Origin of the sequence: Pseudomonas syringae (assembly GCF_000737245.1) — a bacterium.
In the GTDB taxonomy this organism is placed as follows: domain Bacteria; phylum Pseudomonadota; class Gammaproteobacteria; order Pseudomonadales; family Pseudomonadaceae; genus Aquipseudomonas; species Aquipseudomonas syringae_J.
The window spans coordinates 32,797-59,551 of sequence record NZ_JPQU01000014.1 but is presented as its reverse complement, the minus strand read 5'-3'; the positions used below and the strand labels follow the sequence as shown (position 1 = coordinate 59,551).

Below are 26,755 nucleotides of genomic sequence, written 5' to 3'. Positions count from 1 at the left end.
TCCGCCGGGAATAGCCCGTCGTCCGGACGCGCATGGGACCCGTAGGAGCGCGCTTGCCCGCGATGCAGTCGACTAGGTCTGCCTGTCACACCACGTTATCGTTCATCGCGGGCAAGCGCGCTCCTACAAGTAAGCATTTCAATTCAGATAGTCATTTCATGGTTGATGGCCCTGCTTTGGTCTCCCCTATAACCAGACTCATGGACCTCTATAGCCAGACTCAATCAAGCCCAGCTTCCTGAACGGGGCAAGGCCCGCTATGATGGGCCACGTTTTTTAGCCTACTAACTCGGAGAACTCCATGAGTAGCGACCTTATCAAGCACGTCAGCGACGCCAGCTTCGAAGCCGATGTCCTCAAGGCTGAAGGTGCTGTACTAGTTGATTACTGGGCTGAGTGGTGTGGCCCTTGCAAAATGATTGCCCCGGTTCTGGACGAAATCGCCGAAACCTATAAAGGCAAGCTGACTATCGCCAAGCTGAACATCGACGAGAATCAGGAAACCCCGGCCAAGCATGGCGTGCGTGGTATCCCGACGCTGATGCTGTTCAAGAATGGCAACGTCGAAGCCACCAAAGTGGGTGCGCTGTCGAAGTCTCAGTTGGCAGCGTTCCTCGACGCTAACATCTGATGTATCAAAGCCCTGCAAATTGCGGGGCTTTTTTTCAGGCCTCATACTAGACGGCCTGAAAATCAAGTGGTACATTCGGCTCCGCAACGGCTTCTCCGTTGCCCCCTGCTAGCCGTCGCCGACGCTCTCCTTTCGATTTAGTACGCGATCCTGTCGCCTTCTCTGCGGCGCGGCCTCATTAAGCCCAACAGCTTAATTTTTCCCCTCCTACATGATTACGTCATTCCCCTATGAATCTGACTGAACTCAAGCAAAAGCCGATTACCGATCTGCTCGAAATGGCCGAACAGATGGGCATAGAAAATATGGCCCGTTCGCGCAAGCAGGATGTGATTTTCTCCCTGCTGAAAAAGCACGCCAAAAGCGGCGAGGAAATTTCCGGTGATGGCGTGCTGGAGATCCTCCAGGACGGCTTCGGTTTCCTGCGCTCTGCAGACGCTTCCTATCTCGCCGGCCCAGACGATATCTATGTCTCGCCTAGCCAGATCCGCCGCTTCAACCTGCGTACTGGCGACACCATCGTCGGCAAGATCCGTCCACCGAAAGAAGGTGAGCGTTATTTCGCTCTGCTCAAGGTCGACACGATCAACTACGACCGTCCGGAAAACGCGAAGAACAAGATCCTCTTCGAAAACCTGACGCCGTTGTTCCCGACCATCCGCATGAAGATGGAAGCCGGTAATGGTTCCACTGAAGACCTGACCGGCCGTGTGATCGACTTGTGCGCACCGATCGGTAAAGGCCAACGCGGCCTGATCGTTGCTCCGCCGAAAGCGGGCAAGACCATCATGCTGCAGAACATCGCGTCGAACATCACGCGTAACAACCCGGAAGTGCATCTGATCGTTCTGCTGATCGATGAGCGTCCGGAAGAAGTAACCGAAATGCAGCGCACCGTGCGCGGCGAAGTGGTTGCCTCGACGTTCGACGAACCACCAACCCGTCACGTACAGGTTGCTGAAATGGTGATCGAGAAGGCCAAGCGCCTGGTCGAACACAAAAAAGACGTAGTGATCCTGCTCGACTCCATCACTCGTCTGGCTCGTGCCTACAACACCGTCATCCCTAGCTCCGGCAAGGTATTGACCGGTGGTGTCGATGCCCACGCCCTGGAGAAACCGAAACGTTTCTTCGGCGCAGCACGGAACATCGAAGAAGGCGGCTCGCTGACCATCATCGCCACCGCGCTGGTTGAAACCGGCTCGAAGATGGACGAAGTGATCTACGAAGAATTCAAAGGCACCGGCAACATGGAACTGCCTCTGGATCGCAAGATCGCCGAGAAGCGTGTGTTCCCGGCCATCAACATCAACCGTTCCGGTACCCGCCGCGAAGAGTTGCTGACCGCCGATGACGAGCTGCAACGTATGTGGATCCTACGCAAACTGCTGCACCCGATGGACGAAGTCGCTGCTATCGAGTTCCTGATCGACAAGCTGAAGCAGACCAAGACCAACGACGAGTTCTTCCTGTCGATGAAACGCAAGTAACAGGCAGAACCGCAGCACAAAAAATGGCGCCCTCATCGGCGCCATTTTTTTTGAATGAATACCGTTGGAGCGAGGCTTGCCCGCGAAGAACGATATCGCGGTGTGTCTGACTGAACGCGGTAGCTGATTCGCGGGCAAGCCTCGCTCCAACAGGTGATGCACTTCAAAGCTGCTACAAACCCCCAGAGCAGGTACGATACGAACCTATTTTATAGGTGGCCGGGTTAATGAAATTCAAGGATCTACGGGATTTCGTGCAGCAGCTTGAGCAGCGCGGAGAGTTGAAACGCATTCAGATGCCCATTTCCCCAGTACTGGAAATGACTGAAATATGTGATCGAACCTTGCGCGCCAAGGGCCCGGCACTGCTGTTTGAAAAACCGGTGGGCTTCGATATCCCCGTGCTCGGCAACCTGTTTGGCACGCCAGAGCGCGTGGCTATGGGCATGGGCGCTGAAGAAGTCGGCGAGCTGCGGGAGATCGGCAAGCTGCTGGCCTTCCTCAAAGAGCCCGAGCCACCCAAGGGACTGAAAGACGCCTGGTCCAAGCTGCCGATCTTCAGAAAAGTCATCGCCATGGCGCCCAAGGTCGTGAAAGACGCGCCTTGCCAGGAAATCGTCATCGAAGGTGACGACGTTGATCTGGGCATGCTGCCCGTACAAACCTGCTGGCCCGGCGACGTTGGCCCGCTGATTACCTGGGGCCTGACCGTCACCCGTGGTCCGAACAAAGAACGGCAAAACCTGGGCATTTATCGTCAACAGGTCATTGGCCGCAACAAAGTCATCATGCGCTGGTTGAGCCATCGTGGCGGCGCGCTGGACTTCAAGGAATGGTGCATCAAGCATCCGGGCGAACCCTTCCCGGTCTCTGTGGCATTGGGCGCGGACCCGGCAACCATTCTCGGCGCGGTTACGCCGGTCCCCGACAGCCTCTCCGAATACGCTTTCGCCGGTTTGCTGCGCGGCAATCGCACCGAGTTGATCAAGTGCCGTGGCAATAACCTGCAAGTCCCGGCAAGTGCCGAAATCGTCCTGGAAGGCGTGATTCATCCCGGCGAAATGGCCGATGAAGGTCCGTACGGCGACCACACCGGTTATTACAACGAAGTCGACAGCTTCCCGGTCTTCACCGTCGAGCGCATCACCCACCGTATCAAGCCGATCTATCACAGCACCTACACTGGCCGTCCGCCTGACGAACCGGCGATTCTGGGCGTGGCATTGAACGAAGTATTCGTGCCGATCCTCCAAAAGCAGTTCCCGGAGATCACTGACTTCTACCTGCCACCGGAAGGTTGCTCGTACCGCATGGCCGTCGTGACCATGAAGAAGCAGTACCCCGGCCACGCCAAGCGCGTGATGCTAGGCGTGTGGTCGTTTTTGCGACAGTTCATGTACACCAAGTTCGTTATCGTCACGGATGACGACATCAATGCCCGTGACTGGAACGACGTGATCTGGGCCATCACTACGCGCATGGACCCCAAGCGCGACACGGTGATGATCGAAAACACGCCAATCGACTATCTGGATTTCGCCTCGCCGGTTTCCGGGCTGGGCTCGAAGATGGGGCTGGATGCAACGCACAAATGGCCGGGCGAGACCACGCGCGAGTGGGGTCGGGTTATCGTCAAGGACGAAGCCACCACACGTCGGGTCGACGAAATCTGGCATGAGTTGGGAATAGATTGATGCGCGTAACTTTGCAGCCTTCGGGTGCAGTGCTGGAAACGTTGCCAGGCGAGCGGATCCTCGATGCCGCGCAGCGTCTGGGCTACGAATGCCCACAAAGCTGTCGCAACGGCAATTGCCATGTGTGCTCGGCATTGTTGGTGACTGGCCGCGTCAAACAGGCCAACGACGAGCTGACTCACGGCGAAATCTATACCTGCCTGGCTGAACCCCTGGAGGACTGCGAAGTACTCTGGGACGGCGTGCTCGCCCTGGGCGAGTTGCCGGTTCGCACCTTAGCCTGCCAATTGAGCGAATGCACGCCGGTAGGCGGTGATGTCTGGCGTGTCGGCCTGCGTGCGCCTGCGGGCAAGCCGCCGCGTTATCACGCCGGTCAGTATTTGATGATCCACAAGGACAGCGGCGAGAAGTCGGCGTTTTCTCTGGCTTCAGCGCCACACAGCGGCCGCGATCTGGAAATGCATGTGCTGGTTCGTGAAGACAGCGCGCAAGCCTTGATCGAGCAGTTGCAGCGTAATCAGATGGCGCGTGTCGAATTGCCATTTGGTGATACGCATCTTGCAGAGCTGCCTGATGCTCCTCTGGTGCTGATCGCCGCAGGCACGGGCATGGCACAAATGCATAGCCTGATTGAACATTGCCGCGCCAAGGGCTTTGCTCATCCCGTGCATCTGTACTGGGGCGCGCGTCGCCCGGATGATTTCTACGAGATCAAACACTGGGAAGAATGGAAGAAACTCCCCAATCTGTTTCTGCACAAAGTCGTCAGTGATCTGTGTGGCTGGGAAGGCCGCTGCGGCATGCTGCATGAAGCCGTGTGTGAAGACATTGCCGACCTGTCGGGCGTGCATGTTTACGCCAGCGGTTCTCCAGCCATGATCTACGGCACCCTGGACGCTCTGGTCAGCGCCGGCATGGACGCCCATCAGATGCGTGCGGACGTTTTCGCCTACGCGCCACGGCCTTAACAAGCTGCGTTGTCAGAAACGTACACCCACATTGAGCATCGCAGCAGAGGCGCCCAGCAGGATCGCCTCTGCGTTGACCGGGCCCAGCTTCACGCCAACGCCCGGGATGATCACCGGCGCAATACCTAGGCTGTTGAGCGGAATCTTGTCGCGATACTCGCCCTTATACCCCTTCAACAGCCCCCCTGTGATTTTGAAATAGAACGGATAAGCGCTGCTGTCGAAGCGCTTGCCTGCGTAACCGTAGAACGAGCGCTGGCCAAACGAGTTGCGGAATGTCGCCCCGCCATAAACCATCCCGGACGCCTCGTTGTATTCAAGGCCCAGCAAGTCCTGGCGATTGTTGTGCTCCGGGTCTGGGGAAAAATGCTGGGTATACACACTCGTCTGCACCAGCCAGAACCCCTCGTCATTCCCACTTGAGTCCTGGGTTGCTGCCACTCTGGAAGCCATCAGCAATAGCGCCGCAAACACTGCCACCTTCGAAACTTTGCCGACCTTCATACCCTGTTCTTCCGCTGCTTAATCCGTAGCCGGCGTTTATACAGAGCGACGTCCAAAGGCCGTAAGTTGAACGGTCCGAAGTAGTTGTAGGACTTGTCCTTAATTAACGTCCTGCAACCACGACGCCCATCGGAACAGCGGGCGAGACCCGCCTGGATTGGATTGTTAATTGCATCAGTTATGTGCAATGGTTTCAGCAGTGCAAGGTGACCGCAGAGCTGCGCGACCAGTCTGATTAGCAAGTTTTACGTTGGCGAATACCTTTTTTCGCCCATGGCACACGCTCAATTCATCCAGCACTACTTGCTGCAACTGGCAGTCATTCGCCAGGGGGGCCAAATGGGGAATCAAATCAACAGCTTGTCGGCCGCTGTACATGACGGCCTGGGATTGGCCTATCCGCCAGTCATCGATCTCGGGCCACAGCTGACCCGCGAACAACTGATCAGTTCGAGGGACGCAACCATGCAGCGCCACCAAGGTGGCCCGGTGTGGTTGTTCGCTTACGGATCATTAATCTGGCGCCCGGAGTGCACCGCCATTGAACGTCAACGCGGGCGCATTCATGGTTATCACCGTGGCCTGTACCTGTGGTCTCACGAACATCGCGGGACGCCGGAAATGCCGGGCCTTGTATTCGGCCTGGATCGCGGCGGCTCGTGCAGCGGTTTCGCCTATCGCTTGCCGGAAGAAAACCTCGATGAATCGCTGCTCGCTCTCTGGCAAAGGGAAATGCCCTTCCCTTCCTATCGCCCACACTGGTTGAGCTGCCGTCTTGCAGATGGGCGGAGGGTTCAGGCTTTGGGGTTTGTGCTGGAACGACATCTGCCCAGCTATGCGGGCAACCTGCCGGATAACGTGCTTAGCCAGGTGCTGGCCAGCGCCAGCGGTCGCTATGGAACGACACGCGATTACGTCGAACAGACCGCCAACGCCTTGCGCAGCCACGCCATGCCGGATTTGAATCTGGAGGCGCGATTAAGGCGTTGCGGAGCTGATTGCCAAGTGATCTAAAGCATAACCCTGTAGGTGCTGCCGCAGGCTGCGAAGCGGCCAATCATAGATATCGCCATTCGCAGCCTGAGGCAGCTCGTAAAGATTTAGATTAAGCCCTCACTTCACGCGACGTACTCGCCACCTGCTTGTGCCACAACGTCGGCAGCAGGAAGACGATGGACAGCACGCAAGCACCGATCAACAAGACAAACCCGCCATCCCAGCCGAAGTGGTCAACGGTGTAGCCCATTGCCGCACTGGCCGCCACCGAGCCACCCAGGTAACCGAACAAACCGGTAAAGCCCGCAGCGGTACCAGCGGCTTTTTTCGGTACCAGTTCCAGCGCCTGAAGGCCGATCAGCATCACCGGGCCATAGATCAGGAAGCCGATGGAAACAAGCGCGATCATGTCTACCGTCGGGTTGCCTGGCGGATTAAGCCAGTAAACCAGGGTCGCGATGGTCACCAAGACCATGAACACCACACCGGTAAGGCCACGGTTACCCTTGAAGATCTTGTCCGACATCCAGCCGCACAACAGCGTGCCCGGAATACCAGCCCACTCGTACAGGAAGTAAGCCCATGAAGTCTTGTCGACCGAAAAGCCCTTGGCTTCTTTCAGGTAGGTCGGCGCCCAGTCCAATACGCCGTAGCGCAGTAGGTAGACGAACACGTTAGCCAACGCGATATACCAGAGCATTTTGTTACGCAGCACGTATTTGACGAAGATTTCCTTGGCACTGAATTCTTCTTCATGGCTGGCATCGTAGCCTTCAGGGTAATCGTTCTTGTAAAGCTCGATCGGCGGCAAGCCTACCGATTGCGGGGTGTCGCGCATGGTTGCAAAGGCAAACACCGCCACCAGCAGCGCCACAGCAGCCGGCACATAAAACGCCGCGTGCCAGTCGTTGGTCCAGCCCAGACCCAACAGGAACAACGGACCGATCAGACCGCCGCCCACGTTGTGCGCCACGTTCCACACCGACACCACGCCGCCGCGCTCTTTCTGCGACCACCAGTGGACCATGGTCCGCCCGCTTGGCGGCCAGCCCATGCCCTGGGCCCAGCCGTTGATAAACAGCAGGATAAACATAATGGTCACACTGGACGTCGCCCAAGGCGCGAATCCGAACACGAACATCACGCCCGCCGACACCAGCAAGCCAAAAGGCAGGAAGTAACGAGGATTGGAACGGTCGGACACGATGCCCATCAGGAACTTGGACAAGCCGTAAGCAATCGCAATCGCCGACATCGCCACGCCCAGTTGCCCACGGGTGTAGCCCTCATCAATCAGATAAGGCATGGCCAGGGAAAAGTTTTTACGAAGCAGGTAGTAACCCGCATATCCAATGAAAATGCCTGCGAAGATCTGCCAGCGAAGCCGCCGGTAAGTGCTGTCGATTTTCTCTTCAGGCAGGGGCGCCTGATGTGCTGCGGGGCGGAAGAAAGCAAACATCCTGGACTCCATTTATTGTTTTTCTGCGCGAAAGCGAATATTACATTTTCGTTACAGAAAAAAGCAGTGCCTTCTACCTGTGAATTTCAATAAAGAGCGCACCAACGGCCGCAACGTGTTGTTTTCTGAACATTCGGCTCATGTGTAACAAAATGCGCCACGATTAGGACCATTCCTACAACCACATCAGACCCGACAGGCTTCTGGTCCTACAAACTCGCCACGTACCATCGCTCGCACGCTGGGCGATCAGCCCGCGATGAGCATTCGAGGTCCGTGGTGAAATTTTTCGCGTTTATCGTGCTGTGCTGTTTGCCGACGCTCGCCCTGGCGAACGACGCCTTTCTGAGCCTGATGACGGGGCTGAAACCGACTTACCCCCGGGAGCTGCTGAAAAGTGCTCATCCGGGCAAAGTGTTGGTGGAGATGACCATCAATGCCTCGGGCCAGGTCGAGAAAACCCGAATCGTCGAAAGCAGCCACCCGAAGTTTGCCGAAGCCGCGCAACACACCCTGAGCAAGTGGCGCTATCAACCGTGGAGCACAACACAAGGCAGGCCAGAGAAAGTCGACATCACGGTGCCGATTATCTTTGGCGCCCACGGGCTGGAGCCGTTTTCCAAAGAAATCAGCGTAGGGCTGGAAAACACCCGGTGCAGCTACCTCTACCAGGAGGTGGAATTGAGTGAGCGCAATTTTCCGCTGGAACCCTTGAGCAAAGTCGACGTGTTCTGGCAAACACGAAAATACCTCGCCAGCAGTTATGTCACCCATCAGGTAACGAACAAAGCCAAACGCTCAGCCCTGCTCACCGAGTTGGATCAAGCGGTGCCCGCGATTGTTAAAGCCTGCAAACAAAATCCCGATGCCCGATATGGCAATTACCTGCCCCACGAGATTCGCGGCGTTCTGGTGTCGCACCAGTAGGGACGATCTGTTTTTGAAAGAAGGAGCTTCACCATGAAACGCTGGCTGCTTGCACTCTGCTTGAGTGTGTCGTTTTCGGCATTTGCCGATAACGTAACGCTGATTCCTGTTTACACCCCCAAACCGAAATTCCCGCAAGAGCTCAGAGATTCCGGGATCGCTGGTGCAACCCGAATGCAGTTCGTCGTGCATTCCAATGGATCGGTTACCGATATCAAGATTCTGAAAAGCGATAATCCGCTTTTTTCGAAGGCCTCCAAAAAAGCCGTCAGGCAATGGAAGTTCAAGCCTTGGGAAGTCACAGCCGAGCGCCCCGCCAGCGTGGAAGTCGTCGCGCCGATGATCTTCGCCTTCGGCAACCGCACTCAACTGCCGATGGACATCAACGCCGTCCTGAGCAGGCTGCCCTGCACACGGGTCAACGCTCAGGTTGCCGAGCGAAACCGGCATCAACCAGCAAAACAACTCCATGAACTGAGCGTGTTTTCCTACGTATTGCGCTACCTGTCGGAAGGAGTTTTGACCACGCAACTGTCGGAATCCGACCGCATGGCTCTACACATCGAGTTCGCCCAGGCGATCCCGCAAATCGTCGCGCGCTGCGACGCCAGTCCCGGGGCTTTTTATGCGGATCAGATGCCTGAGCGGGTTCGGGCGTTGTTGTAGTGCTGACGACTACGGAGATACAAATGCGTTTTTTACTGCTCGTCTCTACGTTGCTTTTGTCATCACTTGCCCAGGCAACCAACTCCTACCCTAAACCCATCTATTTGCCAGACCCCGATTACCCCGAGGAGATGCTGCGTGACCGGCAAAAAGGTACGGCGACGGTTCGAATATTTATCCACGCCAATGGCACGGTTTCTCTCAGAGAGGTTGTCAAGACTTCTGATCCCCGTCTGGGGACGGCACTGAGTAAAGTCGTCTCAAGCTGGCGCTTCGAACCCTGGACACCTCCAACTGACAAATCCGAAGGCGAGAGCACGCTCATCACGTATCGGTTTAATGGCAGAACTGTAAACAACGCCCATCTAACCCTAAATGTTGATCTGAAAAAACTGCGTTGTAGCCAGCTGAATAACGAACTTATCTGGGGTCGACACCGCCAAGACCCCGCAGAAACAAAAATATTTAACGACACCAAACACTACCTGTTTGAGGGCGCCGTCATCAGCGTGTTTTTCTCTCAGGACGAAAGACAAGCATTAGTCGATGATTTCATCAACGCGATCCCGCAAATAACCGAGCGCTGCAAGGCTGATCCGAAGGCTCATTATGCGGATCAATTGCCTACTCGTGTAAGGGCTTTGTTGTAGATGCAAAAACCCCGCTGTTGCTAGCGGGGTAGCTAAGGATCAACTTAGGTAGTCTGACGCACTACCACACGCATGTTGTCCATGTCATAGACACCCCCTCCTATTTCAGGGGCTACCACATGGTTTATGTCAAATAATCCTGCTTTTCCATTCGCAGAAGTGGGGCGAACAAACGGTGCCTTACCGCTCTTCATGACGACCAAGTCTTCTGCTGAAAACTGTGCGGAAAATTCCGCTTTTTTCGCAACCGCTTTCCAAAAATCCTCCGTGAACAGATCAAAACGCTTGAAGATCTTGCCGCGTAGTTGATCAGCAATTTTGGCGGGAATAGCCGCTCCGCCATCGACCAAACAACGTGTTCGCCAATCGGTGGTCACTGGCTGTCCAGCGCCACTTGTCAAGCCGGCGTATTCCCTACAGCCTTGAACATCACATAGACTGGGTCAATTCCTGTGCTTGGTGGAAATACGACAATGCAGTCATCGAAGTTTAGCTGAGCCGAGTTGTCGATTGTCTCGACCACCGGGGTAGCCACCGGCGCTTTATAACCCGAGGCATTGATCCGGTTGGTCGTAGGAGGCCAGTTGCTTTCGATCTTAGGCAACGAATCTGAAGACCAGTAAACTCTGTTACCGGGAGAGCTTGGGCTGTCAAAATAGTAGGCGTTTTTCGCACGATCCCATTGGGCTGCACGGACGCTTACTTTTGCGGACGGAGACAGCTGATCTACATGCACCACTGCCAGATACGCAAATTCGGTGACTTCCTTCAAGCCCCAATGAACCTTAACGCTTACCCCTGACACCCCCGAGCAAAGACGAAATTTCAAAGGAACATCTGTGCGTTGCCCCGCCATTTCACTCCAGTCAACCCCTTCAATCGGCATCAGCTCCGATAGAGGTGTCGTCAAAGCAAATGGCAACCCGCAACCACGCCGGCTGAATTCAAATGAGAAAATATTCGCCCAGCCTATTGTTTTCCCATCCGCGGCCGGGGTTAACCACGAAAGACCCGCCACTGCCGAACGTATAGATTTTTTCAGATCGATAGCCACCCTTTCAAATGACGCCGACGTTTCTGGAATAGTGGTTAATATACGCGGGGTTGAACCTACATCTTCCAAAGGCACGATAAACGTATTAGCCGCTATGGCTGGCCCAGATTTCAGGATCGTCGCGGCCGAAACAAGCGATTCTTCTAGACGACTCAACACAGCTTCCGCCCGGGGGAAAATAGCGTGCTGACGCTGCTTGAATTGAGCTAATCGCGACTGGTACTTGCCGCCCGCTTCATTCGCTAGCCGGTGAATGGACACTTGTAGATCTTTATGGAGATACGGGCTGGATAATGAGCGTTGAGCGTCTTGCCTAGCAAATTCAAAACCCGACTTATGATAAGCGTGACTTTGAAGCGCAGTAATTAACCAGTGGTCTGCTGCTTCGAGCTGCTCCAGTATTTTTTCAAGATTTGCGTAGGTTTGTTGATCGCTTGCGCGACCGGCCTCTTTCTTCAGGATACTTTCAGCCGAGTTTAACAATGCCTCAAGGCTAACGAATGCGCGATCTACCACTTCGTCAGCCTGACTTGCTTTTGAAATTAAAGCTTGCAGCTTGTTCATATTTGCAGAAGATGCCTTCCAGGCTTGCTCTTGACTGCTAAGCTTCGGGGGTCTTTGCGGAAGCGCGTCATCTTTGAAAGCTGCTTGCCCTTTATTGTTATGCCATTGCTTGACCTGTGAAACAATCACACCCTCTGCAGGGAGATAACTGTCGTATTCACTTAGCTCCGGATAGAAGATCAGATCAGCGCCTTTAGGATGGCCAACAATCGCATCAAAGTGCGAAATCATTCGGTTGTGCGCTTTTTCTGAAACAGCAACTGTTGTGATTTGGCTAACAAAGTCACCAAACTCTGCCTGCGTGTAATCCTGCAACTTTTGTTTAAGTTCCATCTTTACTATTCCATAGCATGGAAAAGGCTGAACCGTCCTTGGGTGAAAGGAGGGTTCAGCTTTTTATTAATCGTGGCCTTTGTCTATTAATCCAAAAGCAATGTAATCAACTTGGGTAGTTTTGAGGTAGTGAAAAACCACTTCGACATTAGGGTACATCGACTGATCGAGCGGGTAAGAATCCCATCCACCGGTCGATCCGGTTGGATGGGGAATTTTTGCCGGACCAGCTGATTTGTACGGTAAACCGAATAAATCATGAACCCCTAATTTATTCATATTAGTATTGTACGGAGTTGGCAACTCCCCCTTGTACTCGTGCTCTTCAGGAAAAAGCTTAACCAGCGTGATGGTGAAGGACTCAAACCTGCCGTCGTCATCACAAAACTTCATACTGATGCCTTTCTCAGGCTCTAAATAAACATCGTCGTCACCAGGAAACACCTCCACAACTTCATCCCCAGGGATCAGTGATTCTGACAACAGATACTCATGGGTTTGACCTAGATGCTTGATCCAGCTTTCAATCGTCGACGCACTCATTCATACCACCCCTGCTCTTTGTTTAACTCATGCAATTCTTCACGGGCTTTCTCGATTTGCGCTTCCTCAAAACCCATTTCCAGCAAACCAGTTTTGATCGCATCAAAATTGCTATTAACAGCAGCCCTCAAGTCCTTCGCGTCCTGCGCCTGTTTTTCCTTCGTGTTTCTACCCTTGTAGGTTTCACTGAATCTTCGGTGAACCTCATGAGGGATTGCAATGCTGGGTCCTCTAGCCAGATAGCCTTCCAACATTTTTCCAGGCATCTCTGGATAAACTCGTACGATGTGCCTCTTCAACGCCTGCTTCGATACGATGTGATCGATATCCAAACCAAGCGCAGCGGCTGCGCCTTCGGCAACCAGAACCCCGGTTCTGCCCCACACTACAGCGCCCGTAGCCATCGTCGCGGCGGGTGCTTGAAGCGTATTTGCGGCTTTGACTAACTCCCGGCGTGACTCTTCATCGACGCGGGTCTTGTGCTTGATTTGCTCTTCGCGCCGCTCCGCATACTGGCGGCGCGACTCATGCAGCGCATCAATTTCCCGCCATCTAACCGCTTGTTCTGCGTGATAAGCAGACAAGGCCCGTGACTTATCACCCAGTGTTTTTATTGATTCCGAAAGTATCCTGGCCTCATGCGCCGCACTGTAGGCATGCTCCCATTTCTCATGTGCTTGTTGGGTGAGTTCCGGGCTGTTAGCGCTGTTTTGAGCCAAGCCATCTTTGTAATCCTGAACCCCTTGCGTCAGCGGGTTACGCCCATTGAACGAGTTGGCCTGAGCTAACTTTGTTTGTAGCTCGGCATTTTTTTGGGCGATCAGCCCTTCGAGTTCGGACTTTTCTTTTGAAACCAAATACAGCTGCCAGCGCTCATTCCCTGGGGAATTGGGCGGTTTTCTAGCAGCCAGTATTTCTGATTCAAGTGCTTGAGCCAGTGTTGCTGCTTTTGAAGCATATGTCTGATCTAACGCAATTATCTTTTCTGGATAGCTTTGACCCAGAGTTTCGATGGACTGCCTGTGAGCAGCTTCGCGCAGTGTTTGTGCATGCGCTTTGGCTTCGGCCTTCGCTCGAGCCTCGGCCTCAGCACGCTGCCGGGCACGTTCGCGCTTCCTCGCCTTGGCGCGTTTCTTGGCTTTCTTGCGACTCGAACCGCCGAAACCGCCACTGAAAAAGCCACTTCCACCGCCCGAACCGAAACCAATATTCCAGTTGCTGCCCGAACCATTGGAGCCTCCTGGCCTACCATCTGGCGCAGGCTTATCCGGTTTATCAGTAACATCAATGGGTGGAAGCTCTAAATATCCTTAAGTATCGCTCATACAGTTTCTCCTTTTCTGTATGGCGACAAGTTACTTAAACTTAAAGCATAAATGAGGTAAATAATTACCGCATGTGCACAGCTATGTAATTATTTAATTCAGCCCTCGGAGACCCGTAAAAATGATATATCTTCATAGAGCAGCAATTAGTAAAAAGTTGTAATGCCCGGCTTAGAACGCAGGGCACCCCCTAATTACTTGATACTAACCACCACCTTCCCCACCGCCCTACGTTTACCCAACGAATCAATCGCCTCACCCGCCTCACTCAACGGATAAACCTGCGAAACCAGCGGCTTTAATTTGCCCTCGTCAAACCAGGCAAACAGTTGCTGGAAGTTGGCGGCGTTGTCTTCGGGTTGTCGTTGGGCGAACGAGCCCCAGAATACGCCGACGACTGAGGCGCCTTTTAGCAGGGCGAGGTTTACGGGGAGTTCGGGGATGCGGCCGCTGGCGAAACCCACGACCAGCAGGCGGCCGTTCCAGGCGATGGAGCGGATGGCCTGGTCGAAAAGGTCGCCGCCGACCGGGTCGTAGATCACGTCGACGCCGTTGCCATTGGTGAGGCGTTTTATTTCGTCTTTTAAGTTGCTCTCGCTGTAGTTGATGAGTTCGTCGGCGCCAGCGTTTTTCGCAACTTCCAGTTTCTCCGCAGAACTGGCGGCGGCGATGACGCGCGCGCCCATGGCTTTGCCGATCTCCACCGCAGCCAAGCCGACGCCGCCGGATGCGCCGAGCACCAGCAGGGTTTCGCCCGGTTGCAGGTGCGCGCGTTGTTTGAGGGCGTGCATTGAGGTGCCGTAGGTCATGCTGAAGGCGGCGGCGGTATTGAAGTCCATGGTTTTGGGCATGGGCAACGCGTTGTAGGCCGGCACCGCGACTTGCTCGGCAAAGCTGCCCCAGCCGGTGAGGGCCATGACGCGATCGCCGACTTTCAGGTGGGTGACTTTCTCGCCGACTTGCGCCACCACGCCGGACGCTTCGCCACCCGGAGAAAACGGGAATGGCGGCTTGAACTGGTATTTGCCTTCGATGATCAGCGTGTCGGGGAAGTTGACGCCAGCGGCGTGGACGTCCAGCAGGATTTCGTTCTTCTTGATCTGCGGACTGGGGATGTCTTCGATCACCAGGGTTTCGGCGGGGCCAAACGCTTTGCACAGCAAGGCTTTCATCGGACTATTCCTTTTGGATTTGTGGCCGATACGTTCAGGTATGTGTATTTTTCGGTCAATCAGCATGACCCGGCCTGATGAGCCTGTATAAGCTAGATGGCTAAACGATGAAGGAGTGGACTGTGAAAGCGTGGATCTTGATGTTGTTGGCCCTGTCGATGCCCGGTATCGCTCTGGCGCAGGAAGAAGCCAAAGAGGGCGAAGCGCCGAAGGCTATTTATGTGTCCCTGACGCCTCCGTTCGTGGGCAACTACGCGCTGGATGGCGGCCCGAAGCTGCGCGTCTATAAAGCCGACATCGCGCTGCGCGTAACCGGTCCGGAAGCTCAGGCGGCAGTGAAACGTAACGACCCGCTGATTCGCAACCAACTGGTGGCGCTGTTCTCCCAGCAAACCGTAGACACCATGAGCAGCGCGGAAGCCAAAGAGAAGATCCGTCAGGAAGCGCTCAAGCAGGTTCAGCAGGTCATGACCGACGAGGAAGGCAAGCCAGTGGTTGAAGATCTGCTGTTCAACAACTTCATCGTTCAGTAAGCGTTAACGCAGCGCCATGATCGCCGACCACTGTTCGGCGGTCACCGGCATGACGGATAAGCGGCTGCCCTTTTGCACGAGGGGCAACTGCTCAAGCGCCGTCTGCTGCTTGAGATAGCCCAGGCTCAGCACTTTCTTGAAGGCCTCGACAAACTCGACGTCGATGGCCGTCCATGGGTTTTTATCTGAATTGGCCTTGGCGTCGAAGTAGTGACTTTGCGGATCCAGTGCTGTCGGGTCGGGGTAGCCAGCCTGGCTGATGCGGCCGATGCCGGCGATTCCAGGCTCTGGGCAACTGGAGTGATAAAAGAAAAACTCGTCGCCGACCTCCATCGTTCGCAGAAAATTACGCGCCTGATAGTTGCGAACACCGTCCCAGCGCGCCTTTCCAAGGCCTTGCAACGAGGTGATGGAAAACTCATCGGGCTCGGATTTCATCAGCCAATAGGCCATTGTTGTTACCCCTGAAAGGTTGAACGGGCAAGTTGTCGGACAGTTTCATGACAAACCGACGGTTGGCTCACATGATCGTTTGCGTGTCTGTGATCGTTGTCGCAGAATGCCGGGATTTTAAGCTCCACGCTGCTGCACGGCCGATACGGAAACCGCTGCTGACAACGTATTGATTCGCCTAAGGAGGGCAATCAATGAAACGCAAACCGGATTTACTTTGGATTTTGGTTATTTTGTTCGGTTTGGGTGTCGTCACTACGGGTTACGCGCAGAGTCTGTGGGCCAACAAGACTGATGCGCCAGTTGAAATTACTCAACAGCAGCAGAAATATCCTTCGAGGCATTGATTTTCTAATACCCGGATCGCTCGAAAAACAATCTTTTGAATTGAAATGCGCTTTTCTGTGGGAGCGGTGCTTGCCCGCGATAAGGTTTAGGCGATCTAACCGAACCGCGCTAGCCTCATCGCGGGCAAGCACCGCTCCCACAGGGGTCATGCGTTTTCCGCGCGACACACCAGATACCAACGCCTGTCCGACACCGTGCCATCCAGCGGCACGTCCCAACTGGCCTGCGCCAGACGCTCGACCTTCTGACATTCATGAGCAAGCCCCAGCAATGTGGGTTTCTGCCAAGCGTTTCTGCGTGATCGATAAGCCAGGCTGCGGTCGTAGAAACCGCCGCCCATGCCCAGCCGCCCGCCTTCATCGTCGAAACCCACCAGCGGCATCAGGATCAGATCCAGCGCCCAGATCTTGCGTTGTTTCGCCGGGTTGATGCGCGGTTCCGGAATACGAAAACGATTAGGTTTGAATTTCTCGCCGGGCATGACGCGCTGAAAGACCATTTTGGTTCGCGGCCAGGCGCTGAGCACCGGCAGGTAGGTCGCCTTGCCTCGACGTTGAGCGGCGCGCAGCAACAGGCGCGGATCGATTTCACCGTCCATGGGCAGGTATAGCGAGATGTGGCGGGCGCGGCGAAATAACGGATGTTGTGCCAGCTGCCTATAGAGGCCGCGGGCGGCTGCGCGCTGCTCGCGGGCGCTCAGGGCGCGACGAGCCTTGCGTAGCTTACGGCGCAATTGCTGACGGGTGAGCGGAACATCACAGGTCATGAGCGCGGGCTGATCCATAAAGGTTGAACCAGATCGAGAGCGCCATGGCGGCGACCTCGTGATGACTGTTGTCGGCCTAGACCGGCAACGAACAGAATTGAGACTCCCCGACGAACCGCTGTCGGTGTAGCCCTTGAACCCGAAAGTTCAAGGTGGAGATTGCAGGAGGTTTTAAGGCTTTCCGTCGAGCGGACATGCACACCAACCCCAACGTGCAACCCCCGTGGTTGTGCGTATCGGCTCAGGGACATGACCGACTGGCAAGCACTCCAGGGAGCGGCGCAAGTATAACGAAACTTGCCGCAAGATTCAGCCCCGAGGTGCATCCGGTGGCGAATCGGCGTCTGTGGCGAGCACAAGATCAACGCGATCGAGCAAATCCCGGACCTGCTCGCGGGTCGAGCCACTGGCCTGCACGTCAGGCAGATCCTGACGATGCAGCAAATCGTGGGTAATGTTCAAAGCCGCCATCACGGCGATGCGGTCGGCACCAATTACTTTGCCGCTGCTGCGGATCTCACGCATCTTGCCGTCCAGATAACGAGCGGCGCTGACCAGATTGGTGCGCTCTTCCTGGGGGCAGATGATGGAATATTCTTTGTCTAGAATCTGTACGGTGACGCTGTTGCCATTGCTCATGAGTCTTGCTCCAGGGCTTTGAGGCGCGAAATCATTGTCTCGACCTTTTGCCGGGCGATTTCGTTTTTTTCAATCAAATGAGCGCGTTCGTCGCGCCACGACTTTTCCTGAGCTAATAGGAGTCCGTTTTGACGTTTTAGTTGCTCGACACGAGTGATCAGTAATTCCAGTCGGGCCATCAACGCTTGCAGGTCGGTGTCTTCCATTGTTTCCCACTGAATACTTTCTGATGAGTGGCACAGGAACTGGCTTTAAGCCATGGCCGCGAATAGACGCCTTGGTGATCTTGCGGTCTGGATAGTCTACGATACAAGGCCTTCATTCTAGACATTGAGCCGATTGGCGACTAGCTACCCATGCCCATTCAGAATTCCCCGTACAAAGCATTCGCCACCCTGCTCAGCAGCAGCGGTCATCCTGTCTCTCCTGCCGAACTGCACGGCCTGTTATTGGGCCGCAGCTGTGCGGGTTCCGGCTTCGATGCCGATGGCTGGTTGATCGATGCGACCGAAATTCTTGGCTCCGCGCCAGAAGACAACGTGCGTCAGGCGTTGATTGGCCTGCAAGAGATGGTCAAAGGCGAGCTCACCAGCGACGACATGACTGTTGTCCTGCTGCTGCCCGGCGACGAAGAGCCACTGGGCGAACGCGCTATCGCGCTGGGCCAATGGTGTCAGGGCTTCCTTGCCGGCTTCGGCTTGACCGCTGGCGACAACGCCATCAGTGGCGAAGCCATGGAAGTGCTGCAGGACTTGGCAGCCATCGCTCAGGTTCAGGACGCTCTGGAAGAGTCCGAAGACGGCGAGAGCGATTACATGGAAGTCATGGAATACCTGCGCGTCGCACCTCTGCTGCTGTTCACCGAATGCAACAAGCCTGCAGCGCCAGCGCCAAAACCTTCCTTGCATTGATTGTTAAGCAACGGCGAAACCGGTCGTGGTCTACGCAGAGCATGACCGGTGCGCTCAAAAGGAAATCCACCTGCCTATGATCCAGATCCCGAAGTCGGAATACGCTCGGCGACGCAAAGCCTTGATGGCGCAGATGGAACCCAACAGCATCGCCATCCTGCCTGCTGCTGCAGTCGCAATTCGAAATCGCGACGTTGAGCATGTCTATCGCCAGGACAGCGACTTCCAGTACCTGAGCGGTTTCCCCGAGCCTGAAGCGGTCGTGGTTTTGATGCCCGGTCGTGAACACGGCGAGTACGTGTTGTTCTGCCGCGAGCGCAATCCCGAGCGTGAGTTATGGGACGGCCTGCGTGCCGGTCAGGAAGGCGCAATTCGGGATTTCGGCGCGGATGATGCGTTCCCGATCAACGATATCGATGAAATCCTGCCGGGTCTGATCGAAGGCCGCGACCGGGTGTACTCGAACATGGGCAGCAACCCGGAGTTCGATCGGCATTTGATGGACTGGATCAACGTGATCCGTTCCAAGGCGCATCTGGGTGCGCAGCCGCCGAATGAATTCGTTGCGCTGGATCATCTGCTTCACGACATGCGGCTGTATAAATCAGCGGCAGAAGTGAAGGTCATGCGTGAAGCGGCGCAGATTTCCGCCCGCGCCCATGTGCGAGCCATGCAAGCCTGCCGTCCCGGCCTGCACGAGTTCAGCCTGGAAGCCGAGCTGGATTACGAATTCCGCAAAGGCGGCGCGAAGATGCCGGCTTATGGTTCCATCGTCGCCTCGGGTCGTAACGCCTGCATCCTGCACTACCAACAGAATGACGCCGTGCTCAAGGACGGTGATGTTGTGCTGATCGATGCCGGTTGCGAGATTGATTGCTATGCCAGCGATATCACTCGCACCTTTCCGGTCAGCGGCAAGTTCTCGCCCGAGCAGAAAGCTATTTACGAGTTGGTGCTCAAATCCCAGGAAGCTGCGTTCGAAGCCATCGGCCCGGACAAACACTGGAATCAGGCCCACGAAGCGACGGTTCGGGTGATCACCACGGGATTAGTGGAACTGGGCCTGTTGCAGGGCGATGTGGACGAACTCATCGCCAACGAGACCTACAAGACTTTTTACATGCACCGCGCTGGCCATTGGCTGGGTATGGATGTGCATGATGTCGGCGACTACAAGGTTGGCGGCGAATGGCGAGTGCTGGAAGTCGGCATGGCGCTGACCGTAGAGCCGGGCATTTATATTTCCCCGGACAACCAGCAGGTCGCCAAGAAATGGCGCGGTATTGGTGTGCGAATCGAGGATGACGTCGTGGTAACCAAACAAGGCTGTGAAATTCTGTCTCGCGATGTACCCAAGTCCGTCGCTGAAATCGAAGCACTGATGGCCGCGGCCCGCAATCAATCGGAATACGCTGCATGAGCCGTTTCAATCTAGCGATCGTCGGTGGTGGTCTGGTCGGCGCAAGCCTGGCGCTGGCCTTGCAGGCTGGGGCTAAAGAACGTGGCTGGAAGATCTTACTGATCGAACCGTTCGCGCCGGGTGATACTTATCAGCCGAGTTACGACGCCCGCTCCTCGGCGCTGTCGTTCGGCGCCCGACAAATCTACGAACGTCTTGGCCTGTGGCAAGCCATTGCCCGCCGCGCCGAGCCGATCCTGCAAATTCAGGTGTCTGACCGCGGGCGCTTCGGTGCCGCGCGTTTGTCAGCACTGGACGAAGGCGTGCCTGCCTTGGGTTATGTGGTGGAAAACGCCTGGCTGGGCCAGTGCCTCTGGCAAGGTCTGGACAAGGATGTGGTCACTTGGCGCGTCCCGGCAGAAGTCAAAAAGATGCAGGCGCTGCCGGATGGCTACCGGCTTTTGCTGGACGACGAAACCGAAGTGGAATGCGATCTTGCCGTGCTGGCTGATGGCGGGCGCTCCAGTCTGCGCGAGCAGTTGGGGATCGGCGTTCGCCAGCGCCCCTACAACCAGAGTGCGTTGATCGCCAACATCACACCGAGCGAAGCCCATTGCGGTCAGGCATTCGAGCGCTTCACTGATGAAGGCCCGATGGCTTTGCTGCCACTGCCGGAGAACCGTTGCGCGCTGGTCTGGACCCGCACCGGCGCTGACACACAGCGCCTGGCCGCCCTGGACGATCGCAGTTTCCTGAGCGAATTGCAGAATGTGTTCGGCTATCGCCTTGGCACTTTGCAGCAGGTCGGCGCGCGGCATGTGTACCCGCTGAACCTGATCGAAGCCGAAGAACAAGTGCGCTCACATCTGGTCGTACTGGGTAACGCGGCTCACAGCCTGCACCCGATAGCCGGTCAGGGTTTCAACCTGTCACTACGTGATGCTCACGCACTTGCGCACACCTTGCTGACCAGCGACACGTTGCCCGGTGATCTGCCGACCTTGCAGCGCTATCGCGAACAGCAGCGTCTGGATCAGCAACTGACCGTGGGCTTTTCCGATCAGGTCACACGCCTGTTCGGCAGTAATCAGCCTCTGGTTGCCGCTGGCCGCAATATCGGTTTGCTGGGACTCGACTTGCTGCCACCGGCCAAACGCTGGTTTGCCCGGCAGGCCATGGGGCTGGGGACTCGGCCCAATGTTTAATCCACTGTTTCGTATTCACCGGCTCACGCCCTCAGCGAGAACGATTTAAAGCATGGAAACCCGCGCAGATCTGCTGATTGTCGGAGCCGGAATGGTCGGTAGCGCCCTGGCGCTGGCACTGCAAGGCAGTGGCCTGAATATCATCGTGGTCGACGGCGGCCCGCTGAGCGTCAAACCGTTTGACACTCAGGCGCCCTTCGAGCCCCGGGTCAGCGCGCTGTCTGCTGCCAGCCAGCGCATCCTGCAACGCCTGAACGTGTGGGATGGCATCGCCAGTCGCCGCGCCAGCCCCTATGGGGAAATGCAGGTCTGGGACGGCAGCGGCACCGGGCAGATCCACTTTTCTGCCGCGAGCGTGCATGCCGATGTGCTCGGTCATATCGTCGAAAACCGGGTGGTTCAGGACGCTTTGCTGGAGCGCCTGCATGATTGCGATGTGGGCTTGCTGGCCAATGCGCGACTGGAGCAGATGCGTCGCTCAGGCGATGACTGGCTGCTGACCCTGGCCGACGGCCGCCAACTGCGTGCGCCGCTAGTTGTGGCCGCAGATGGCGCCAACTCTGCCGTGCGTAAACTCACCGGCACAGCCACTCGCGAATGGGATTACCTGCACCACGCCATCGTCACCAGCGTGCGCACTGAACAATCGCATCACAAAACCGCCTGGCAGCGCTTCACCGATAACGGCCCGCTGGCGTTCCTGCCACTGGAACGCGCTGGCGAGCACTGGTGCTCAATCGTCTGGTCGGTCACCCCCAAAGAGGCCGAGCGCCTTACCGCGCTGGACGATGAGACCTTCTGCCGCGAGCTTGAGCAGGCCTTTGAAGGCCGACTCGGTCCTGTCATAGCAGCCGACCCGCGTCTATGCGTGCCGTTGCGCCAGCGTCACGCCAAGCGCTATGTGGCCGAAGGTCTGGCCCTGATCGGGGATGCCGCACACACCATCCACCCGCTGGCCGGGCAAGGGGTGAATCTGGGCTTCCTTGACGCAGCGGTGCTGGCCGAAGTGCTGTTGTACGCCGCCGAGCGTGGCGAGCGGCTGGCGGATATTCGCGTACTGAGCCGCTTCGAGCGACGCCGCATGCCGCACAACCTGGCGTTGATGGCTGCCATGGAAGGTTTCGAGCGCTTGTTCCAGGCAGATCAACTGCCCTTGCGCTGGCTGCGAAACACGGGGCTGAAGCTGGTTAACCAGATACCGGAAGCCAAGGCGACATTTGTGAGGCAGGCATTGGGGTTGAGTGGGGATTTGCCGGAATTGGCGCGGCTATGACGCGCAAGCTTCATCCTGTGGGAGCGGTGCTTGCCCGCGATAAGGCTGGACGCGGTTCCCTTTAGAATCGCGGCGCCCTTATCGCGGGCAAGCACCGCTCCCACAGATTTCCGCCAAACCGATTTCCTGCTGCAACATTCTGTTACTCGTCCAGCCAGACGTGGCAAATGGGATTCACTACCATTTCGCCTCATTTTTCGAATGCGAGACACTCCCATGCAGGCAAGCAAGCGCCTTCTGGCTGCTTTGACACTGACAGTGCTCGGCACCACCGCCCAGGCTGCCGACGAGGTCGTGGTTTACTCCTCCCGGATTGACGAACTGATCAAGCCTGTCTTCGACGCGTATACCGCCAAGACCGGCGTGAAGGTCAAGTTCATCACCGACAAGGAAGCGCCGCTGATGCAGCGCATCAAGGCCGAAGGCGAGAACGCTACGGCTGACCTGTTGCTCACCGTAGATGCCGGTAATCTTTGGCAGGCTGAACAGATGGGCATTCTGCAGCCTTTCACCTCGCCGGTGATCGATGCCAATATTCCTGCGCAGTACCGCTCCTCTACTCATAGCTGGACGGGCCTGAGCCTGCGCGCGCGAACTATCGCCTATTCCACTGATCGGGTGAAGCCGGCGGACCTGTCGACTTACGAAGCCCTGGCAGGCAAGGACTGGGAAGGTCGCCTGTGCCTGCGCACTGCCAAGAAAGTCTATAACCAGTCGCTGACGGCCACGTTGATTGAAACCCATGGCGCAGAGGCCTCGGAAAAAATCCTCAAGGGCTGGGTCAACAACCTTTCCACTGACGTGTTCTCCGATGACATTGCCGTTCTAGAGGCGATCAACGCCGGGCAATGCGATGTCGGCATCGTCAACACTTACTACTACGGCCGCCTGCACAAGCAGAACCCGGACCTGGCCGTGAAGCTGTTCTGGCCGAACCAGTCGGATCGCGGCGTGCACGTGAACCTGTCCGGTATTGGCCTGACCAAGCATGCGCCGCATCCGGAAGCCGCCAAAGCGATGGTCGAGTGGATGACCGGCCCCGAAGCCCAGGCCATCTTTTCCGGCATCAACCAGGAATTCCCGGCCAACCCGAAAGTCGCCCCTTCCGCTGAAGTCGCGAGCTGGGGTTCGTTCAAGGCTGATACCATCCCGGTCGAAGTGGCTGGCAAGCGCCAGGCCGAAGCCATCCGCATGATGGATCGGGTGGGTTGGAATTGATTCTGTAGCTCAAACGCACTAATGGAACTGAAATGAGGCTTCCTGTGTGAGCGGTGCTTGCCCGCGATAAGGGCACCGCGATTCTAAAGTGAACCGCGTCCAACCTTATCGCGGGCAAGCACCGCTCCCACAGGGATCTCCGCAAGCCTGATCCTTTTGTCGAGACCCAACCTTGGCCCACCCCGCCCAACGCCGCTGGTATCCGCTGGTCTTCGCCATCGCTGCACTGGTGCTGCTGCCGTTGAGCGTTTTGCTGTTGTCCTGGCAAACCATCGATGCGCAAATCTGGGCGCATCTGTGGGAAACCCAGATGACTCGCTTGCTCGGCAATACGCTGACGCTGGTGCTGGGCGTTGGGGTGGGCGTCACGCTGCTCGGCGTCAGTCTTGCCTGGCTCACCAGCCTGTGTGAGTTCCCCGGTCGACGCTGGCTGGATTGGGCCTTGATGCTGCCCTTTGCGATTCCCGCCTACGTGCTGGCCTTTGTCTTCGTCGGTCTGCTGGATTTCGCCGGCCCCGTGCAAACCCTGCTGCGCGAATGGTTCGGCACCGGCTTTCGGTTGCCGCGTGTACGCTCCACAGGCGGCGTGATCATCGTGCTGGTGCTGGTTTTCTATCCCTACGTTTATCTGCTGGCGCGCACAGCGTTTATTGCCCAGGGTAAAGGCTTGATGGAAGCGGCACGAATCCTCGGGCAAACGCCGTTGCAGGCCTTCTGGCGGGTCGCGTTGCCCATGGCTCGCCCGGCGATTGGTGCAGGTGTCGCGTTGGCGTTGATGGAGACCCTGGCGGACTTCGGTGCCGTCGCCGTCTTCAACTTCGACACCTTCACCACCGCCATTTATAAAACCTGGTACGGCTTCTTCAGCCTCTCCAGCGCCGCGCAGCTGGCCAGCCTGTTGTTGCTGGCGGTAATGGTCGTCCTGTATGGCGAACGTCGGGCCAGAGGCGCAAGCAGGGCGACCAACGAACGCCCACGGGTCAAAGCGCTCTATCACCTGCGGGGGTTCAAGGCGCTGGCGGCCAGTTGCTGGTGCGGGCTGGTGTTCATCTGTGCGTTTGCCGTGCCCATGCTGCAGTTGATCATCTGGGTCTGGCAGCGCGGCCGTTTCGATCTGGACGAGCGCTACACCGGACTGATCCTGCACACGCTGTATCTGGGCGGCATGGCGGCGCTGATTACTGTCAGCGTGGCGCTGATCCTGGCCTTCGCCCGTCGCTTGGCACCTACGCCGGGGATAAACGCCGGGGTCGGTTTGGCCAATCTGGGTTATGCCCTGCCCGGTTCGGTGCTGGCGGTCTCGATCATGCTGGCGTTCAGTTATCTGGACCGCGAACTGGTGGTTCCGCTGTCCAGCTGGCTGGGCGGCGCGGGCAAACCCCTGTTGCTGGGCAGCCTGTCGGCATTGTTGCTTGCGTATCTGGTGCGCTTCATTGCGGTGGCCTACGGGCCGCTGGAGAACAGCCTGTCGCGCATTCGCCCTTCCCTTCCTGAAGCAGCGCGAAGCCTGGGTGTCAGTGGGCCGCGATTGTTTTTCAAGGTGTATCTGCCCTTGCTGGTACCCGGCGCTTTGAGCGCAGCGCTGCTGGTCTTCGTCGATGTACTCAAAGAAATGCCCGCCACCCTGCTGATGCGCCCATTCGGCTGGGACACGCTGGCAGTGCGCATCTTTGAAATGACCAGCGAGGGTGAATGGGCCAGAGCTGCCCTGCCGGCTCTGACCTTGGTCCTTGTTGGGTTGTTGCCGGTCATCGGTTTGATCAGGCGTTCCGCGCGCCAAAACGGTTAGGTGCGGGTCTACCGCCGTGCGGCTACAATGCGCCGCAATCGGTGTGGTCTGTCAGACTGTTCGACATGTTGCGATCTGTTCCAAACCCCAATTCACGGGGGCATGTCAGCGTTTTGCCTGTCCACACCTTCGCCACGCCCGGAAGGAGAAACCCATGGGACAGCGTACGCCGCTCTTTGACCTGCACCTCGCGCTGGGCGCGAAGATGGTCGACTTTGGTGGCTGGGATATGCCGCTGCATTACGGCTCGCAGGTCGAGGAACACCATCAGGTGCGCCGGGACTGCGGAGTATTCGATGTCTCTCACATGCATGTGATTGACGTTGCCGGAACGCAGGCAAAAATCTGGCTCCAGCGCCTGCTCGCCAACGATGTCGATCGCCTCAAGGATGTGGGTGGCGCGCTGTACAGCGCCATGCTCGATTCCGACGGCGGGATCATCGACGACATGATTGTCTACCTCACCCTCGACGGTTATCGCCTGGTGGTCAATGCGGCCACGGGTGACAAAGACCTGGCCTGGATGTTCGTGCACCTGAACGACTTCGACGTGAAGCTCACACGACGCACTGATTTGTCGATGCTGGCGATTCAGGGCCCCCACGCCCGGGCAAAGATCGCCGAACTGGTTTCAGCCCCCCGCGCCGAGTTGATCCGCCAGCTCAAGCCGTTTGAAGGCCGTCAAGAAGGTGACTGGTTTATTGCCCGCACGGGTTATACCGGTGAAGATGGCCTGGAAATCATTCTGCCGTCGCAGCAAGCACCCGGTTTTTTCAATGATCTGGTGGGCGCAGGCATTTCGCCCATCGGCCTCGGCGCGCGGGACACCCTGCGACTTGAAGCAGGCATGAATCTGTACGGCCAGGACATCGACGAAAACGTTTCGCCCCTGGCAGCCAACATGGCCTGGACCATTGCCTGGGAACCGGCAGAACGCCAGTTCATCGGTCGTGCGGCCCTGGAAGCCGAACGGGCCAAGGGCGTAACGTCCAAACTGGTCGGTCTGGTACTGGAAGAACGCGGTGTTTTACGCGCTCACCAAGTGGTGCGTATCGCAGAAATTGGCGAAGGAGAGATCACCAGTGGTAGTTTCTCTCCTACGCTAAGCAAATCGATTGCCTTGGCGCGGGTGCCAATCGCAACCGCTGACCGGGCCGAGGTGGAAATCCGCGGCAAATGGTATCCGGTTCGCGTGGTTCGACCCACGTTTGTACGTCATGGCAGAGCTTTGATCTGATTTGATCC

The 26,755-nt window shown here is 56.7% G+C and carries 28 protein-coding genes and 1 other RNA gene; 17 read left to right on the top strand and 12 right to left on the bottom strand.

Going from position 1 to position 26,755, the window contains the following annotated elements; all coding sequences use genetic code 11:
- Window positions 1-301 precede the first annotated feature (301 nt).
- From trxA to IV01_RS23495, 4 genes are all read left to right on the top strand, one after another.
- Window positions 302-631 (top strand): thioredoxin TrxA, encoded by a 330-nt coding sequence (gene trxA, locus IV01_RS23480; protein ID WP_003177349.1) that lies wholly within the window; start codon window positions 302-304, stop codon window positions 629-631.
- Window positions 632-861: 230 nt separating this feature from the next.
- The gene (rho, locus tag IV01_RS23485; RefSeq protein ID WP_032625122.1) at window positions 862-2,121 is read left to right on the top strand and encodes a transcription termination factor Rho; all 1,260 of its coding nucleotides are present in this window, start codon (window positions 862-864) and stop codon (window positions 2,119-2,121) included.
- Between the two features lie 227 nt (window positions 2,122-2,348).
- Window positions 2,349-3,815, top strand: a complete 1,467-nt coding sequence (gene ubiD / locus IV01_RS23490; protein ID WP_032625120.1) for a 4-hydroxy-3-polyprenylbenzoate decarboxylase — start codon at window positions 2,349-2,351, stop codon at window positions 3,813-3,815.
- A complete protein-coding gene (locus IV01_RS23495; protein ID WP_032625119.1) occupies window positions 3,815-4,783 on the top strand; it encodes a CDP-6-deoxy-delta-3,4-glucoseen reductase in 969 nt (322 codons plus the stop codon). The genes ubiD and IV01_RS23495 overlap by 1 nt, the downstream gene beginning before the upstream one ends.
- 12 nt (window positions 4,784-4,795) lie before the next feature.
- On the opposite strand, the gene IV01_RS23500 is transcribed toward IV01_RS23495, so the two are convergent.
- The gene (locus IV01_RS23500) at window positions 4,796-5,236 is read right to left on the bottom strand and encodes a hypothetical protein (RefSeq protein ID WP_032625287.1); all 441 of its coding nucleotides are present in this window, start codon (window positions 5,234-5,236) and stop codon (window positions 4,796-4,798) included.
- Between the two features lie 390 nt (window positions 5,237-5,626).
- Between IV01_RS23500 and IV01_RS23505 the strand changes: the two genes are divergently transcribed.
- Window positions 5,627-6,301, top strand: a complete 675-nt coding sequence (locus IV01_RS23505) for a gamma-glutamylcyclotransferase (RefSeq protein WP_032625285.1) — start codon at window positions 5,627-5,629, stop codon at window positions 6,299-6,301.
- 91 nt (window positions 6,302-6,392) lie between these two features.
- Here IV01_RS23505 and glpT read toward each other — a convergent pair whose 3' ends face one another.
- Window positions 6,393-7,742: a glycerol-3-phosphate transporter gene (glpT, locus tag IV01_RS23510; protein ID WP_032625116.1), complete on the bottom strand. Its 1,350-nt coding sequence runs from the start codon at window positions 7,740-7,742 to the stop codon at window positions 6,393-6,395.
- A gap of 279 nt (window positions 7,743-8,021) precedes the next feature.
- On the opposite strand from glpT, the gene IV01_RS23515 reads away from it, so the two are divergent.
- Genes IV01_RS23515 through IV01_RS23520 form a run of 3 tightly spaced genes read left to right on the top strand, consistent with a single transcriptional unit; the run spans window position 8,022 to window position 9,985 of the window.
- Window positions 8,022-8,669: an energy transducer TonB gene (locus IV01_RS23515; protein ID WP_050507254.1), complete on the top strand. Its 648-nt coding sequence runs from the start codon at window positions 8,022-8,024 to the stop codon at window positions 8,667-8,669.
- Window positions 8,670-8,702: 33 nt separating this feature from the next.
- Window positions 8,703-9,335 (top strand): energy transducer TonB, encoded by a 633-nt coding sequence (locus IV01_RS25810; protein ID WP_050507253.1) that lies wholly within the window; start codon window positions 8,703-8,705, stop codon window positions 9,333-9,335.
- A gap of 23 nt (window positions 9,336-9,358) precedes the next feature.
- Window positions 9,359-9,985, top strand: coding sequence for an energy transducer TonB family protein (locus tag IV01_RS23520; RefSeq protein WP_032625114.1), 627 nt, complete (start codon window positions 9,359-9,361; stop codon window positions 9,983-9,985).
- A 44-nt stretch (window positions 9,986-10,029) separates the two neighbouring features.
- On the opposite strand, the gene IV01_RS0124455 is transcribed toward IV01_RS23520, so the two are convergent.
- From IV01_RS0124455 to IV01_RS23535, 5 genes are all read right to left on the bottom strand, one after another.
- Window positions 10,030-10,362 (bottom strand): HNH endonuclease, encoded by a 333-nt coding sequence (locus IV01_RS0124455; RefSeq protein ID WP_154232165.1) that lies wholly within the window; start codon window positions 10,360-10,362, stop codon window positions 10,030-10,032.
- Window positions 10,363-10,382: 20 nt separating this feature from the next.
- Complete coding sequence (locus IV01_RS23525; RefSeq protein WP_032625109.1) at window positions 10,383-11,936, bottom strand: bacteriocin immunity protein; 1,554 nt, start codon at window positions 11,934-11,936, stop codon at window positions 10,383-10,385.
- 66 nt (window positions 11,937-12,002) lie between these two features.
- On the bottom strand, window positions 12,003-12,479 hold the full coding sequence (locus tag IV01_RS23530; RefSeq protein ID WP_032625107.1) for a DUF6392 family protein: 477 nt from the start codon (window positions 12,477-12,479) through the stop codon (window positions 12,003-12,005).
- The gene (locus tag IV01_RS25805; protein ID WP_050507252.1) at window positions 12,476-13,336 is read right to left on the bottom strand and encodes a hypothetical protein; all 861 of its coding nucleotides are present in this window, start codon (window positions 13,334-13,336) and stop codon (window positions 12,476-12,478) included. The genes IV01_RS23530 and IV01_RS25805 overlap by 4 nt, the downstream gene beginning before the upstream one ends.
- A 662-nt stretch (window positions 13,337-13,998) precedes the next feature.
- Complete coding sequence (locus IV01_RS23535; protein ID WP_032625106.1) at window positions 13,999-14,976, bottom strand: NADPH:quinone oxidoreductase family protein; 978 nt, start codon at window positions 14,974-14,976, stop codon at window positions 13,999-14,001.
- A gap of 122 nt (window positions 14,977-15,098) precedes the next feature.
- Here IV01_RS23535 and IV01_RS23540 point away from each other — a divergent pair, with 122 nt between their 5' ends.
- Window positions 15,099-15,509 (top strand): flagellar basal body-associated protein FliL, encoded by a 411-nt coding sequence (locus IV01_RS23540; RefSeq protein ID WP_032625104.1) that lies wholly within the window; start codon window positions 15,099-15,101, stop codon window positions 15,507-15,509.
- Window positions 15,510-15,512: 3 nt separating this feature from the next.
- Here the strand turns inward: IV01_RS23540 and IV01_RS23545 are convergent, their stop codons facing one another.
- A complete protein-coding gene (locus tag IV01_RS23545; RefSeq protein WP_032625103.1) occupies window positions 15,513-15,962 on the bottom strand; it encodes an EVE domain-containing protein in 450 nt (149 codons plus the stop codon).
- A gap of 194 nt (window positions 15,963-16,156) precedes the next feature.
- Between IV01_RS23545 and IV01_RS0124445 the strand changes: the two genes are divergently transcribed.
- Window positions 16,157-16,309 (top strand): hypothetical protein, encoded by a 153-nt coding sequence (locus IV01_RS0124445; protein WP_032625101.1) that lies wholly within the window; start codon window positions 16,157-16,159, stop codon window positions 16,307-16,309.
- Between the two features lie 146 nt (window positions 16,310-16,455).
- Here IV01_RS0124445 and IV01_RS23550 read toward each other — a convergent pair whose 3' ends face one another.
- From IV01_RS23550 to IV01_RS23560, 4 genes are all read right to left on the bottom strand, one after another.
- Window positions 16,456-17,076, bottom strand: coding sequence for a 5-formyltetrahydrofolate cyclo-ligase (locus tag IV01_RS23550; RefSeq protein ID WP_032625278.1), 621 nt, complete (start codon window positions 17,074-17,076; stop codon window positions 16,456-16,458).
- 100 nt (window positions 17,077-17,176) lie between these two features.
- A non-coding RNA gene (ssrS, locus tag IV01_RS26070) (6S RNA) lies at window positions 17,177-17,355 on the bottom strand.
- A 30-nt stretch (window positions 17,356-17,385) separates the two neighbouring features.
- Window positions 17,386-17,715, bottom strand: coding sequence for a cell division protein ZapA (locus IV01_RS23555; protein ID WP_032625099.1), 330 nt, complete (start codon window positions 17,713-17,715; stop codon window positions 17,386-17,388).
- Window positions 17,712-17,921 (bottom strand): TIGR02449 family protein, encoded by a 210-nt coding sequence (locus IV01_RS23560; RefSeq protein WP_032625098.1) that lies wholly within the window; start codon window positions 17,919-17,921, stop codon window positions 17,712-17,714. Before IV01_RS23560 ends, IV01_RS23555 begins: the two co-directional genes overlap by 4 nt.
- A gap of 150 nt (window positions 17,922-18,071) precedes the next feature.
- Between IV01_RS23560 and IV01_RS23565 the strand changes: the two genes are divergently transcribed.
- The 7 genes from IV01_RS23565 (at window position 18,072) to gcvT (ending at window position 26,747) form a co-directional block, all read left to right on the top strand.
- Window positions 18,072-18,626 carry a YecA family protein gene (locus IV01_RS23565; RefSeq protein WP_032625096.1) on the top strand — a complete coding sequence of 185 codons (555 nt, stop codon included), beginning with the start codon at window positions 18,072-18,074 and terminating at the stop codon, window positions 18,624-18,626.
- 76 nt (window positions 18,627-18,702) lie between these two features.
- On the top strand, window positions 18,703-20,046 hold the full coding sequence (gene pepP, locus IV01_RS23570) for a Xaa-Pro aminopeptidase (protein WP_032625094.1): 1,344 nt from the start codon (window positions 18,703-18,705) through the stop codon (window positions 20,044-20,046).
- Entirely contained in the window at window positions 20,043-21,230 is a 1,188-nt protein-coding gene (gene ubiH / locus IV01_RS23575) for a 2-octaprenyl-6-methoxyphenyl hydroxylase (RefSeq protein WP_032625092.1), read from the top strand. Before pepP ends, ubiH begins: the two co-directional genes overlap by 4 nt.
- A 52-nt stretch (window positions 21,231-21,282) precedes the next feature.
- On the top strand, window positions 21,283-22,503 hold the full coding sequence (locus IV01_RS23580) for a 2-octaprenyl-3-methyl-6-methoxy-1,4-benzoquinol hydroxylase (RefSeq protein ID WP_032625090.1): 1,221 nt from the start codon (window positions 21,283-21,285) through the stop codon (window positions 22,501-22,503).
- Between the two features lie 216 nt (window positions 22,504-22,719).
- Window positions 22,720-23,721 carry an extracellular solute-binding protein gene (locus IV01_RS23585; RefSeq protein ID WP_032625089.1) on the top strand — a complete coding sequence of 334 codons (1,002 nt, stop codon included), beginning with the start codon at window positions 22,720-22,722 and terminating at the stop codon, window positions 23,719-23,721.
- Between the two features lie 172 nt (window positions 23,722-23,893).
- A complete protein-coding gene (locus tag IV01_RS23590) occupies window positions 23,894-25,510 on the top strand; it encodes an ABC transporter permease (RefSeq protein ID WP_032625087.1) in 1,617 nt (538 codons plus the stop codon).
- Between the two features lie 154 nt (window positions 25,511-25,664).
- Window positions 25,665-26,747, top strand: coding sequence for a glycine cleavage system aminomethyltransferase GcvT (gcvT, locus tag IV01_RS23595; RefSeq protein WP_032625085.1), 1,083 nt, complete (start codon window positions 25,665-25,667; stop codon window positions 26,745-26,747).
- Window positions 26,748-26,755: the final 8 nt, after the last annotated feature.